Source organism: Shouchella oshimensis (assembly GCF_004375095.1).
Classification (GTDB): domain Bacteria; phylum Bacillota; class Bacilli; order Bacillales; family Bacillaceae_D; genus Shouchella; species Shouchella oshimensis.
The window spans coordinates 224,644-238,141 of sequence record NZ_SNUX01000004.1 but is presented as its reverse complement, the minus strand read 5'-3'; the positions used below and the strand labels follow the sequence as shown (position 1 = coordinate 238,141).

The 13,498-nt window shown below is 38.6% G+C and carries 18 protein-coding genes; 16 read left to right on the top strand and 2 right to left on the bottom strand.

Annotated elements, in window-relative coordinates:
* Positions 1-108: 108 nt before the first annotated feature.
* Together solA and E2L03_RS16750 are read left to right on the top strand one after the other, a co-directional pair.
* Positions 109-1,242: an N-methyl-L-tryptophan oxidase gene (gene solA, locus E2L03_RS16755; protein WP_134259716.1), complete on the top strand. Its 1,134-nt coding sequence runs from the start codon at positions 109-111 to the stop codon at positions 1,240-1,242.
* Between the two features lie 279 nt (positions 1,243-1,521).
* Entirely contained in the window at positions 1,522-1,941 is a 420-nt protein-coding gene (locus E2L03_RS16750) for a YhjD family protein (RefSeq protein ID WP_134259714.1), read from the top strand.
* A 6-nt stretch (positions 1,942-1,947) separates the two neighbouring features.
* Here E2L03_RS16750 and E2L03_RS16745 read toward each other — a convergent pair whose 3' ends face one another.
* Entirely contained in the window at positions 1,948-2,178 is a 231-nt protein-coding gene (locus E2L03_RS16745; protein WP_055736768.1) for a hypothetical protein, read from the bottom strand.
* 236 nt (positions 2,179-2,414) lie between these two features.
* Between E2L03_RS16745 and amaP the strand changes: the two genes are divergently transcribed.
* From amaP to E2L03_RS16690, 11 genes are all read left to right on the top strand, one after another.
* Complete coding sequence (gene amaP, locus E2L03_RS16740) at positions 2,415-2,960, top strand: alkaline shock response membrane anchor protein AmaP (RefSeq protein ID WP_055736769.1); 546 nt, start codon at positions 2,415-2,417, stop codon at positions 2,958-2,960.
* Between the two features lie 11 nt (positions 2,961-2,971).
* Complete coding sequence (locus E2L03_RS16735) at positions 2,972-3,181, top strand: DUF2273 domain-containing protein (protein WP_038483527.1); 210 nt, start codon at positions 2,972-2,974, stop codon at positions 3,179-3,181.
* A gap of 23 nt (positions 3,182-3,204) precedes the next feature.
* A complete protein-coding gene (locus tag E2L03_RS16730) occupies positions 3,205-3,678 on the top strand; it encodes an Asp23/Gls24 family envelope stress response protein (RefSeq protein WP_038483525.1) in 474 nt (157 codons plus the stop codon).
* A 117-nt stretch (positions 3,679-3,795) separates the two neighbouring features.
* Positions 3,796-4,395: a TetR/AcrR family transcriptional regulator gene (locus E2L03_RS16725; protein WP_095150828.1), complete on the top strand. Its 600-nt coding sequence runs from the start codon at positions 3,796-3,798 to the stop codon at positions 4,393-4,395.
* A gap of 63 nt (positions 4,396-4,458) precedes the next feature.
* Positions 4,459-5,724 carry an MFS transporter gene (locus tag E2L03_RS16720; RefSeq protein WP_134259712.1) on the top strand — a complete coding sequence of 422 codons (1,266 nt, stop codon included), beginning with the start codon at positions 4,459-4,461 and terminating at the stop codon, positions 5,722-5,724.
* A 51-nt stretch (positions 5,725-5,775) separates the two neighbouring features.
* Positions 5,776-5,961, top strand: a complete 186-nt coding sequence (locus tag E2L03_RS16715) for a hypothetical protein (protein ID WP_038483522.1) — start codon at positions 5,776-5,778, stop codon at positions 5,959-5,961.
* Positions 5,962-6,163: 202 nt separating this feature from the next.
* Positions 6,164-7,270, top strand: coding sequence for a CAP domain-containing protein (locus E2L03_RS16710; RefSeq protein WP_124742651.1), 1,107 nt, complete (start codon positions 6,164-6,166; stop codon positions 7,268-7,270).
* A gap of 157 nt (positions 7,271-7,427) precedes the next feature.
* On the top strand, positions 7,428-7,802 hold the full coding sequence (locus E2L03_RS16705; RefSeq protein WP_134259710.1) for a GntR family transcriptional regulator: 375 nt from the start codon (positions 7,428-7,430) through the stop codon (positions 7,800-7,802).
* Positions 7,799-8,617 (top strand): ATP-binding cassette domain-containing protein, encoded by an 819-nt coding sequence (locus E2L03_RS16700; RefSeq protein WP_134259708.1) that lies wholly within the window; start codon positions 7,799-7,801, stop codon positions 8,615-8,617. The genes E2L03_RS16705 and E2L03_RS16700 overlap by 4 nt, the downstream gene beginning before the upstream one ends.
* Before the next feature lie 47 nt (positions 8,618-8,664).
* A complete protein-coding gene (locus E2L03_RS16695; RefSeq protein ID WP_134259706.1) occupies positions 8,665-9,348 on the top strand; it encodes a hypothetical protein in 684 nt (227 codons plus the stop codon).
* Positions 9,349-9,545: 197 nt separating this feature from the next.
* On the top strand, positions 9,546-10,283 hold the full coding sequence (locus E2L03_RS16690; protein ID WP_038483507.1) for an AAA family ATPase: 738 nt from the start codon (positions 9,546-9,548) through the stop codon (positions 10,281-10,283).
* 5 nt (positions 10,284-10,288) lie between these two features.
* Here the strand turns inward: E2L03_RS16690 and E2L03_RS16685 are convergent, their stop codons facing one another.
* Positions 10,289-10,576, bottom strand: a complete 288-nt coding sequence (locus tag E2L03_RS16685; RefSeq protein ID WP_038483504.1) for a hypothetical protein — start codon at positions 10,574-10,576, stop codon at positions 10,289-10,291.
* Between the two features lie 82 nt (positions 10,577-10,658).
* Here E2L03_RS16685 and E2L03_RS16680 point away from each other — a divergent pair, with 82 nt between their 5' ends.
* The 3 genes from E2L03_RS16680 to E2L03_RS16670 all read left to right on the top strand — a co-directional run bounded on the left by E2L03_RS16680 (position 10,659) and on the right by E2L03_RS16670 (position 13,473).
* Entirely contained in the window at positions 10,659-11,153 is a 495-nt protein-coding gene (locus E2L03_RS16680) for a GNAT family N-acetyltransferase (RefSeq protein WP_038483501.1), read from the top strand.
* Positions 11,154-11,167: 14 nt separating this feature from the next.
* On the top strand, positions 11,168-11,884 hold the full coding sequence (locus tag E2L03_RS16675; protein ID WP_055736775.1) for a class I SAM-dependent methyltransferase: 717 nt from the start codon (positions 11,168-11,170) through the stop codon (positions 11,882-11,884).
* 380 nt (positions 11,885-12,264) lie between these two features.
* Positions 12,265-13,473 carry an MFS transporter gene (locus E2L03_RS16670; protein WP_134259704.1) on the top strand — a complete coding sequence of 403 codons (1,209 nt, stop codon included), beginning with the start codon at positions 12,265-12,267 and terminating at the stop codon, positions 13,471-13,473.
* The last annotated feature ends 25 nt before the right edge of the window (positions 13,474-13,498 follow it).

Genomic DNA, 13,498 nt, shown 5'->3' with positions numbered 1-13,498 from the left:
AGGTCACCTTTCGTAATTAAACGTTTGATTAAATAGAGTCATCATACATATGACAGGATTGGAAGATGTTTGAAGCAATAGACAGCCACACTTGATAGGAGGAAAGACATGCACAATGATGTTATTATTATTGGCGCTGGCTCAATGGGGATGGCTGCGGGCTATTTTCTAGCGAAAAGTGGAAAGAGAACGCTTTTATTAGACGCAGAGAATCCTCCTCATCAGCGTGGAAGTCACCATGGTGAAACAAGAATGATTCGACATGCTTATGCAGAAGGAGAACAGTACGTCCCTTTTGTAAGGAGAGCGCAATCGTTATGGTACGAGCTCGAACGAGAGAGTGGAAAAGAAATTTTTCTTAAAACAGGTGTACTTAGTGTTGGAAAGGAAACAGGCTCATTTATTCAAGAAACGATGAAAAGCGCAGAACACTATGAGTTACCGTTACAAATGTTAAATCCTAGAGATCTACATAATCGTTTTCCAGGTATATATGTTCCAAATGAATCAATTGGCTGTTTTGAGTCAGAATCTGGAGTTCTGAAGTGTGAAGATAGCATCACTGCCTATAAAGCATTAGCCGAACACTATGGTGCAACGCTTTTAACAGGGTGCAAGGTAAACGGTATCACGTTAAACGATCAGGAGGCTCAAGTTCATACAGTTGATGAAACCTACACTGCCCATTCAGTCATTCTTTCAGCTGGAGCATGGTCAGGCTCGTTGCTCGATAGAATCGGTTTGAAACTGCCACTTACCCCTTTAAGAAAAACGTTCGCTTGGTTTCATGCAGATGAACGGATTTACGGTAAGGACACTTTTCCTGCATTTGCTTATGAAACACCGAATGGTTTGTACTATGGGTTTCCGAGTATTGAAGGTGCTGGCTTGAAAGTCGGACGTCATGACGGGGGCATACCCATTCATCCAGACGAACAAATGACTCCATTTGGAACGTTTGCCGAAGACGAGGCAGACTTGCGTACCTTTGTACATCGACATATACCGAATGTTGGAAATATGGCTTATGGGAAAACCTGCATGTATACGATGACACCGGACGATCGATTTATTATTGACCGGCACCCTCACTATAAGAATCTTTATGTTGCCGCAGGTTTTTCAGGCCATGGCTTTAAATTTAGTAGTGCAGTTGGACAAGCCTTAAGTCAACTTGTATGTTCAGGCGAGACAGAGATCGATATTTCGGCGTTTTCCTTAAATCGTTTTGAAAGAGAATAAGGCTTGCGCTGGGGGGCATGGAGTTCTTTCTATTAAATCGGTGGCATTTCGTGTTTACACAAAATAAGATTTGGTGTTCATCACTGGATTGTAAATGAAGAGAAGCGTTGACCTTTATTACTAGTAAGTTATGGAAATGGTATAGCTCGGAAAGTGCGCCATTGCACCGAAGTCTGATCGCATCGGTTTCGTTAACCAGCTGTCAGATCTTTTTTTTGCTTGTATAGAGAACGTACATTCGCATATACTGAATGAACGAATGAAAGGTGGTGCGAATGGGTGAGTAGAAACGTGAGCGATGAACTTGATTTTAATCATTTACTTACTGTGAAAACAGAACCCGTTTTACTTTTACGTACGTATATATTTACTACCCTCGCAAAGAAGATTTTAGTGAAAGAACAGACTAAGTTCCTGAAACGGGAGATAAACGTGATGTTTCCAGAAGCATATGTAAGAGTCATTCAACAAGCGCTTCTTCTTTTAAATAAAGATTTGTTAAAGACGAAAGCTCTAATGAAAGAACGGCACATGACTGTTGATCTGAAGCCGAAGATGAAAGCGGATCGTACGTTTACTTATGCTTGTTATGTTGAAGGGAAAACGATTTATACTGGAGGACCTTCCTATCGATTAAAAAGTGAAGTCATGCGTTATGTTATCTTTTATTTGAATGAAGCAAAAGAAGAACAGCTATAGAGGTAGTTAATAATGTTCGAGTGGTCTTTTCTGCAATAATGTTTCTTCTAATGTATAGTTCTGGCAATCTCGTTTAATATCTTCTAAGTATGTATGGATAAACTCCCACTCATAACCAAAGTCATAAAGTATCTCTTCTAAATTAACGCCTTCGTACAATACCGTTCTCAATTTCACCTTAATTCCATAAAGCTTTGTTTCGCCTGAATTCATTTTCAATTCGTACACGTTCCGCACGTTACCACTCCTTGTTTAACGGTTTATCTCTACTCTCTTATACCCAAAGGGATGGAGAGTAAATCTGTTTTTTTTGAAAAAACTAGGTGTTGCGCCTCATAAAATTGCTGAAATCAACAAAAACTATGGGACGAAAGGTCGGTCTAAGAATGTTTAGATTTAAAAATAGGGGGTAAATTTAAACCGTATCTATTCTTGCAAGATGGATGTTAGGTATGTATATAGGAGGTGAGACAATGAATGGCGTTCTTAGGTTTTTTGTCGCTCTATTTGCGTTAATCACTTTAGTAGTGTCCATAGGTATTATTCTTCAAATAACGGACGTCTACAATGTCTTTGATGAGATTCTTGCATTAGGCGAACCCTATTTTTGGGTATTAATTGGAATCTTTTCCTTCCTAGTTTTGATATCGTTAATTTTATTCATCGCTAGCTTTAGAAGAAGTGAAAGTGAAATTGACTCTTATCATGTCTCTACGGAAATAGGAGAGATTGGCATTTCGAAGCAATCAATTGAATCCACAGCATTAAAAAGCGCTCGAACCCTTGATGGTATGCGTTCATTAGAGATACGCTCTCGCATCTCTAGGGATTCAAATCGTGTATCATTAGACATCACATATACGCCATTTGGTCCAAATCCTGTTCAACAAAATGCGAAAGAGTTACAGGATCGCGTAAAAAAAGATTTAGAATCTTGGTTAGAAGTAGCTGTATCTGAAGTAAGGGTGTTTGTGAAACAGAGTCAGCCAAATCAAAATAAGCGGCAACGTGTTATTTAAGGAGGGTGCGCATGAATCCAGAAACGTTAAAACGGTATCGTGGACGTATAGTCGGTCTTGTGATTGCAGCGGTGTTCAGTGTTCTCTTTTTTACCATTGGCTTTTGGTACACTGTTGCCGTTGGCATATTTATCACCATTGGTTTTTTAGTAGGGAAATGGGCAGACGGAGACCTGAATGCTTCAGCCTATCTTGATGCCCTTTTTAGTAAACGACAGTAAATCCAAATAAGGAGATGATTTGAATGAGCACAACAAATGTTAAATCAACAACAAAAACAGATGAAACGTATATGCAGGAAAAAAGAGAACAGGAAGAAAAGAATAAAAACCGTGATCGCTTAACCTATGATACAGAAGTCATTAAGAAAATTACTGCAATCGCAACAATGAAAGCCGACGGTATTTTAGGTATGAGCGGTTCATTCTTTTCGAGCATCAAAGAAACATTTGGTGGTGACGAAGACATTACAAAAGGAATCAGTGCTGATGTAGGTGAGAAACAAGCAGCGATTGATTTAGAAGTTTATGTGGAGTATGGGAAGGAAATCCCTAAAATTTATCAATCCATAAAAAGAGAAGTGGCAGAGAATATTAAAACAATGACAGGTTTAGAACTTGTTGAATTTAATATGAATGTTGCGGATGTTTTTACAAGAGAAGAATTTAAAGATGGAAATGGAACGAAAAATCGCACCAATAGTGACCGAGTAGAATAGTTGTGAAAGGGACTGTCGACAATAGTTGACAGTCTTTTTTATTTACAGCTATTCAAGGTTCGTGTATACTTCTTTTAATGATTGATTGGTTAATCAATCGTCAAAGGAGTGTGACAGATGCCTCTATCAGATGGTCAACGAGAAAGCATGAAGAAAAAGCGAGCAGCTATCCTCACTGCTGCCACCAATTTATTTGCTACTTTGGGGTTTGAAGGGACAACAATAAAAAAAGTATCAGAAGCGGCAAATGTTAGTTTTGGAAGTGTATTTACTTATTTTAAAGATAAAGAAACTTTATTTTATGCTGTAGTTGTGGAACCAATTGACATATTTAAAGAAGAAGTTTTATCTTTTAACCCCTATGCAGAAGAGCCTGTAGTTGAGTTAAAAAAGATGATTCACACGCATATTGACTTATACGCCCGGCTTCAAGATTATTTAACTATTGTTGTTCAAATTATCGGTCAGTATCAAAAATACCCAGATATGTTTGCTAAACTAGATGAGTTTAACGATGAATTTTGTGAACGAGTCAAAATACTAGTAGAGAATGGACAGAAAAAAAATGTACTAGTCAAGCAAGATTCGATGACTGTGGCAACCATGTATACGAGCTTGTTAACTGGACTTCGCATCAATACGACTGACTCAAGATACAGTAGTTTTTGGGAACCATTTAAGCACTCGGCTATACAGTTATTTGGACCTATAAAGTAATAGGTTCGTTTTTCTATATTAAAAACGATTGATTAATCAATCGTAAATAAAGGAGATGTACGTTTGTCCTCATTTCGTTCCTTTTCTCAAACCATTCAAATTCGGTTATTATTAATGTTTATGGCAAAATTAACAACGATGATGGTTATTCCCTATTTAATTATTTATTTTTCTGCAAAGTTGGGTGTTATTACAAGTGGATTTATGTTAATAGCTGTTATTATGGCAAGTGTTGCGGGCGCAATGATAGGAGGACCTGCAGCAGACCGATTTGGTAGAAAAAAACTCATTCTTTTGTTCGAAAGTATAATTATTATTAGCTATTTAGGTGCAGCATTGTCTAATGGATCGTGGGGGACGTCGGCGTTAGCAACATTTTTATTTTTTCTTATGGCCCAATTTAGTACGGGAGCTGTTAATCCTATTTATCAAGCATTAATTCTTGATTGCAGTCAGCCTAATGAAAGACAAGAAATTTATACCTATTCATACTGGCTAGGCAATATCAGTGTCGCCATCGGCAGTTTATTAGGAGCTATGCTGTTTAATAAATTTTTATTTTTCTTATTACTTTCCGTTGCATGTACAAGTTTAGTTGCTGTGATTGTAACCATCTTTTTTATACAAGAAACGATGCCAAGAAAAACTGAATTGCGTCATACCTCCAAAAAGTTAGCTTGTCGAAAAAACCTTGCTAAGCGCTTAGGAGAGAGGGGGTTTTTGACCTTCTGCTTTGCTAGTTTGCTTGTTGTTGCAATGGAAGAGCAGCTCACGAACTATTTAGGAATTCGATTTGTACAAGAGATTCAAAAAGGGGAGGGGGTATTGATACTTCTTTCTACTGAAGCAAGTGGAATAGAAATGCTTGGGTTGTTAAAGGTTGAGAATACGGTACTTGTCATTCTGTTCACACTCGGTATTGCAAAGTGGACAAAAAAGTGGTCTCCTTATGTGACGTTGCTTGGTGGGGTGCTCTTATTTTTTATAGGATACATTACTCTAAGTATAAGTACGACACCATTCATACTAATAATCGGAATGTTTATTGCGTCAATTGGTGAAGTTCTTTATATGCCCATAAAGCAGACGATGTTAGCAACCATCGTTCCAGATCATGCACGTAGTACCTATATGAGTTGGTATCAAATTGCTTTATTACTTGGTGTTTGTAGCGCAGGAGCTTTTCTGGTGATAAGTCATTGGTTATCCTTTACTACCATGACGTTCTTATTCTGTTTAATAGGTTTGGGAAGTGTCATTCTTTTCTATCGATTTATTCAAAACATGGATGAGGAAAGGAAAGACAATCGTTTTCGACAAGAAGTTTAGGGTCATGCTGAAGTGGGAATGATACTAAAAAATCGGAAGGGTTGAATAAGTATGAAAGGGATGATTAAAGGAGTAGGGGCTCTTTTCTTATGTGTGGTACTGGCTTATCTTTTTTCTTACGCGACAACCTTTACAGGCATGCTTCCTATGCTCGTCATTTTAAGTGTTTGTGGAGGCATAATGGGGATGTTCGCTTTGCTTGAATTGTTAAAAGACCATGTAGATACAGAGAGCTAAAGAAGCCTCCGAAAAGGGAAGCTTCCTTTTTTATGTCTTTTTTATAGTTGTTTAGGCGTCTCACACATTGTTCTATTATTTTCCTTTTGCTTGTATGTTAAGGATTCTCCTATAATGAAGACGTAAAGGTTTGAAGTAGACTAAGGTTGGTTACCTTTACTAGTAGAGAATAAGTATGATTGAAAAATAAGGGCGTGACCGTATGAGACGATTACTGGTATGTGTTGTTATAGTGATCATTGCCTATAGTACACGAGAATTTTGGTTTGAACCGACAAAGAAAGCTTTAGCTTCATCTGTTGATTCGATTCAAGAGTGGAGTGGAGATACAACCTTTGATTTTTCCTTTGAATTTGTAGACGATTTTCTCCGTGCTGTTTTGCCTGTTGAAGAACAACCTGAAGAAGAAGCAGTTGCAGTTGAAGCCCCAGCACCAGACCTTGTAACTCCTGAAGATACGTTCTTTTCCGTTCATAATATAGAGCTAGGTGATACGAAACAAGAAGTAGAAGAAGAGGTTGGAGAGCCAAAACGGGTGACTGTAAATGAGTACGGGTTAGAGTGGTATGCGTATCATTCAGATTATCAGAATTTCTTTATGGTTTCTTATGATGAGAATGACCTCGTAAAAGGTCTTTATACGAATCAAGACTTACTTGCATCAGAGAGCGGTATCATATATGGTACTCCCCAACAGGTTGTGCGAGAGCAATTAGGGGAGCCGATTGATGTTCTACGCAAGGGACTGTTTTCTTATAAATTGAACGAAGAAGAAGCGTATGATTTGTTCGAGCTTGAAGACAGTTATGTGACGATGTTTTATGATGAACATCAAGATCTGACTGTGACAGGGATTCAGATTATGGATCATGATGTTGAACAAGATAAACGTTCGCTGTACGCAGATCAAGATGAGGCATTACGTGATGGATTCGAATATCAACTTTTTGATGTGATGAATGCAGAAAGAGTAGCGCATGATTTGCCGATTCTGGTGTGGGCTGAAGATGTGCGCTATACAGCAAGGAAACATAGTGCTGACATGGCAGAAAAACGTTACTTCGATCACACTAATTTAGAGGGGAAGTCTCCTTATGATCGCATGCAGGAAGATGGCATTCGCTTTAGGACCGCTGGTGAAAACCTTGCAATGGGGCAGTTCAGTAGTATCTATGCCCATGAAGGATTAATGAATTCACTTGGACACCGTGAAGCGATTTTAAACGCCCAATTTGAAAATGTAGGAATTGGAGTTGCTTTTGGGGAAGAAGGCCAACCGTTCTTCACTGAAAAATTTTATACAAGATAAGAAGCTATGGATTTCCCTATCCATAGCTTTTTTGTGTGGGAATCTTTTAAACAATAAGGCTAGATAAAAATGGAACTCCTTATCTTACTGTTGACAGTAACTTCCTTAAGTTATATGGTTAGTTACATAAGTAATGAACCCCGGAGGTTAAAACGACATGGCATTTTCTTTTTCCGGTGATCAACCGATTTTTAGGCAACTAACTGTTCGGATTGCAAATGAGATTGTTAGTGGGGCGTTAAAAGAAGGAGATCAAATTCCTTCCACAAATGAATTTGCGAAGCAATTACAGATTAATCCGGCAACTGCAGCGAAAGGTATTAACTTATTGGTTGACCAAAAGATTTTATATAAAAAGCGAGGTATTGGTATGTTTGTAGCGGAAGGTGCAAGAGCTAAGCTTATACAGGAAAGACAAGAATCGTTTAAGCAGAACTACATTATACCATTGTTAGACGAGGCTACACAGATCGATTTAAGCGATGAGCACATTAAAAAACTTATTGATAATGAGAGGAGCAGACGTAAATGAATATTTCATTAAATCAGGTAAGAAAACAGATAAAAGGGCAAGAGATACTAAGAAACATGAACATAACGATTGACAAAGTAGGCATATACGCAATCCTCGGACCCAATGGAGCAGGGAAAACGACGTGTATGCATGTCATGGCAGGGTTATCAAATTGGGATAGCGGTACTGTAGAAGTAAACGGTGCCAGCCCTTTTGATAATGCTTCTATTTTACATCACATCTGTTTTATTCAAGAAAGCGATAATTTCAAACCAACGCTTAAAGTAAAAGATGTTTTAAAACAGATAGAGGCTTTTTATCCAAATTTAAATCAAGAACTACTGCATCGTCTTGTGAAAGAGTATGATTTACCGTTAAACAAACGTTTAATTGAATTATCAAAAGGGATGAATTCAGCCTTAAATATGAGTATTGGCTTAGCAAGCCGAGCGCCATTAACAATCTTTGACGAACCCTATATAGGTATGGACGCGACGGCGAGAAAAAAGCTATACAAAGAGATTATTGAAGACTACGTCGACTATCCTCGGATCATTTTATTTTCAACACACTTTATTGAAGAAACGGAAAGCATTTTTGAGCACGCTATCATTGTGAATCATGGTCAAGTGTTATTACAAGAGCCAGTTGAAGAACTTGCTGAGAGAGCCTTACGTATTACAGGTCCTACAGAAGCGATGAAAACAATTGATCGTTCAGTCTATAAAATCATATCTGAAGATTCGTTTTTGTCTGAATCGACAGTAGCGATATTGTTGGATAAGGGTCAGGAGCTGGCGTTACCAATCAATTGTAGCGTCCAGCCATTGTAGCTTCAAGAATTCTTTATTGACTACACAGCAAAGGAGAAATCGTTCGTATGAATCAACTAATGGTGCTCAATAAACTCATTCTCTCAGATATGTTAAAAGGCTTCCTTTATTTTTGGTTCATGCTTTTAGGCTTTTTACTTCTAGGCTACACAATTGCTTGGTTTATAAATGGTACAACGATTATATTATTTGTATGGCCCATATTCCTTGTATGGCTATGTGCCAACAGCTTTCAACTGACGAAAAATAATCTTGAATATGCATTAAAACTAGGAGCAACACGCTCTCAATTCTTTTTCTCTAGTTTGATTATTCTTCTAGCGGCCATTCTAATAGGTCAATGTCTCCATCGGCTTTATCTTATTATATTACCGGCAATCAGTAGCGTATTTTCACTTGAAAATGTGACACTTGTCGGTTTCCAAGAACTATTACCTGAGCTTACATTCATACATGGAATTGGATACGATATCACGTTTGCTGTTCTTTTAGCTGGCCTTTTCTATTTATTCGGGACGGTGCGTTTTCGTTATGGAATGATGCCTCTTTACGTTGCGCTTGCTGTTATGGGCCTTTTGCTATTAATCCCTTTGGTGAGAGAAGCGAGTATGAAGTGGTTTACTCAGCTATATGACGGGAAGTTTCTTGAATCCTTTTTCTTACTCGCTCTCATTGGTGTGGTGACATTTAGTGCTAGTCACCCGTTGTTAAAACGCATGACACTTCGCTAAAAAGTAAAGTGATATCAACACTTTTTGTGCTCGTTTTTTTGATTATCGCATGTTAGTAGCTAAACGAATAAAAAAAGAGAATAGACAGGAGGAAGTCGGGTGCTTCCTTTCAAGAGGAGGTCTTTTTCTATTTACAGTACAATTGATTAAGGAGAATAATCGTGTGAAAATGGAGTAGAGAGATTGGAGGGGCTGGTATGTTTTTACGAAATATTACAATTCAGCATGATCGTATTGCATCGTACAACGTGTACCCGTTTTCTATTCCGTTTGTAAAGCGGACGGATGAACTGAAAATTGAAGCACCGATTACGTTTTTTGTTGGGGAAAATGGTTCAGGCAAATCAACGTTATTAGAAGGGATTGCTGATAAATGTGAGTTTAACACGGCTGGTGGAAGTCGAAACAACGTGTATGACCTTCATGCTTCTGAATCTTCACTTGGCGACTATTTACGGTTATCGTGGCTACCTAAAGCAACAAAAGGATTCTTTTTCAGAGCTGAGTCTTTTTTTCACTTTGCCTCTTATTTAGACAGTCATCCTGAAGCCCTTAACGCGTATGGAGGCAAATCGCTTCATCATCAATCACACGGAGAATCGTTTTTCTCCCTCTTTGCAAATCGGTTTGGACAGAAAGGAATTTATTTATTAGATGAGCCTGAAGCAGCTCTTTCTCCACAGCGGCAGCTTTCGTTTTTGCGTATACTGCATGATTTAACAAAGAAGGGACAGTGCCAATTTATCATTGCAACACATTCTCCTATCTTACTTGGATTTCCGAATGCTGCTATTTTTCATTTCGGTGAAGAGTCAATAAAAAAAGTTGAGTATGAAGAGACAAATGCCTATGCGGTGACTCGTTCCTTTTTGCAACATCGGAAGACAATGCTTGAGGAACTATTACGTGATGATGAAGAAGAGAGTCAGGAATGACCCTCTTATAAGTGAAAGGTGAATTCAATAAATGCTGCTAGAACTGGAATAGAAAAGAAACCTAGCGTAAGGATCAAAACGGACAAGACTAGTAAACCGCTGCTTGGGCGCCGTAGTTGCATAAAGGTAGACGCAATGATGATCATGAGATAGAGGACAAGCAACGTAATCCAAACGCTTGGTACCGGTGCTACATAAATGTTACTAGGATAATAGAGTGCTGTTAGGCCAATCACAAGGGCAAGTACAGCAAGTAAACCGTGAAGTATAATAGATGTTAAACGTAAAGCCATTTCATTCCCTCCAAGAAGACGACTGATCTTCATTGTAAGGGGAACTTACATTTTTTTCAATTGCTAGTAAGAGGGTGATAAGATGCACATAAGGACAATTGAGCTAAAAGACGCTGAGAACTATTTAGCACTAAGTAAACGTATCGATTCCTCGGGCTATATGTTGTTTGAACCTGAAGAAAAAAACATTTCAATCGCGAAACAACAGGAAATGATTGAACAAATCATCCAAACCAAAACCACCGAATTATTTGTGGCTGAAGTAGACGAAAGCTTAATTGGCTTTATCATGGCGATTGGTGGGACAGTAAAGCGTAAACGTCACTCTGCCTACATTGTAATCGGTGTCGATGAACCATTTCGTGGCAAAGGAGTAGCGACGAAATTATTTAAACGGTTATTCGAATGGGCGAAAGAGATGAAGCTAACTCGATTGGAGTTAACGGTTATGAAAACCAACACAGAAGCCTATCGACTGTACCGCAATTTAGGATTTACGGTTGAAGGGGAAAAGATCCATTCCTTACTAGTGGATGGAAAGCCTGTGAATGAATATTACTTATATAAACTACTATAAATAGGGGGACTTTCATGATTCCTTTAGTCTATGATCAACTGAATCACTTTGGTAAAGATGACGAATTTATTCTTGCTTTATTAGAAAAAGTCAATGTTCAGGTAGTAGCTGATTTAGGATGCGGTACAGGGCGGTTAACGGTTCATTATATAGAAAGAGGTTATGATGTAACAGGAATTGATCCGAATGAAGAAGCGCTTGCTTATGCCAAAAAGAAATGGCGAGGAAAAGAGGTACAGTGGGTTCTTGGTGATAGCTCGATGTTAAAAAAAGAAACATATGATGCAGTTGTATTAACAGCAAATGTGTCCCAAGTTTTTCTTACTGAGGAAAGCTGGGAGAAAATGCTCCAAGATGCCTATCGTGGGCTGAAAAAGGGAGGTCATCTTATTTTTGATACACGTAATCCCGAAGCAAAGGTATGGGAACAGTGGGAACAAGATGATACGCCGGATTTCGCTGTTCATGAACAGACAGGGGAGCCATTAGAAATTTGGACGACTTATGATGGATTTATTGATGATGTTTATACCTTTTATGAAACGGTAAAAGGGGCTCAATCTGGAGAGGTGTATGTAACCGAACAAATGAAGCTGACGTTCAGAAGTCATGAAACGTTGCGGCAGTCATTGCATCAGGCGGGTTTTTCTTCGGTATACAGCTATGGTGACTGGGAATTTAAAAAAGCAACCCCGTCAAGCTCATCCTTTATCTTTCATGGAATAAAATAATGTCTTTACTTTATTCAGAAAAATACCTATAATAAAAAAACGAAACAAGCGACGATGAGAAGAGTACTTGTGCACAAGCATAACAGAGAACTCCTGGTGGTGGGAATGGAGAATGTAATGGCGCAAGGAAACAAGTCTCTGAGCTGTACAAAGGATCTTTCTACGGAAAGTGATGGTGTACCGGGTTCTCCCGTTATTGAGATAGAGTATAACCATTCATGTGAATGGCGTACTTGAAAAGGTTGTTGTAGCGATACAGCGACAAACTGGGGTGGCACCGCGAAACTTCTAACAATCCGAAGTCTCGCCCCCAAGGTTAAGAACCTTGGGAGGTGAGACTTTTTTTCGTTGTTCAAAAAAACGATTAGGAGTGGTGCTACATGAACTGGAAAGCCCCTATACTTTTGTTAGTTGGTGTTGGAATTTCAAATATTGGTGCATGGGTTTACCTACTTGCTTTAAATTTAACGGTATTAACCATGACAGGGAATTCACCTTTAGCAGTCGGAATTCTGTATTTACTAATCCCAATCGCTACCCTTTTAACTGATGTGTGGGCAGGTTCGTATATTGATCGGTTAAACAAACGAACGCTCATGATCATGTTAGATATTGTGCGGGCATGCTTGATCTTCTGTCTACCATTTTTGGATTCATTGGTATTCATCTATCTACTTGTTTTGTTGATTAATATGGGGAGTTCAATGTTTGAATCAACATCAATTGTCTATATGACAAAATTAATCCCGAAAGAGAATAGGCAGCGTTTCAACTCATTGCGAAATTTCATTCAGTCCAGTGGCTTTTTACTTGGACCGTCAATCGCAGGGATGCTTTTTATCGTTAGTTCAGCCAATATAGCTATTTTCGTGAATGCGATTGCCTTACTCGTATCAGCGTTTACCATTATGTTACTTCCGAATCTTGATTCCAAAGATGAAGAAGTGGTCTATGAAAGAGTAACGTTTGCCGTCATAAAGGAAGATTGGAAAATGGTTGTGGCTTTTGGGCGTAAACATACACATGTGACGTGGGTGTATCTCTTATTTGGCGGGTTTGTTGTTTTTTTAGCAGGGATTGATTCCATAGAAGCGGCATTTGCAAGGACGGTGCTACTATTATCTGAAAGTGCGTATGGCTTCTTAGTCGCCATTGCTGGTCTAGGAATGGTCGTAAGTTCACTCATAAATGCTTGGTTTGCGAAGAAGCTCAAGATAAATATATTAATGGGCATTGGTGCAGTAGTTGCGCCAATTGGCTATTGTGTTTTTGCATTTTCCCACACATTTCTTATAGCTTCACTGGGTGTTTTCATCGTGACATTTGCTATTACATTCGCCAATATAGGGTTTCTCACTTTTTACCAGCGTCATATTCCGCTATCAATTATGGGACGGTTTACGAATCTTGTTGGTATGGTCGAGGCGGTGTTAACGATTGTGGCAGTTGCATTAATCGGTACTTTTGCAGAATGGAGTGCTATTCGTCCTGTCTATATTTTTAGTTCGGCTATGTTTCTCGTCTTTGGCTGCTACATGTATATGGTTGTGATGAATAAAGGGAAAAAATCGTACTATGAGAATGAATAGCCTAAGGAATAGTTATAATGAAACA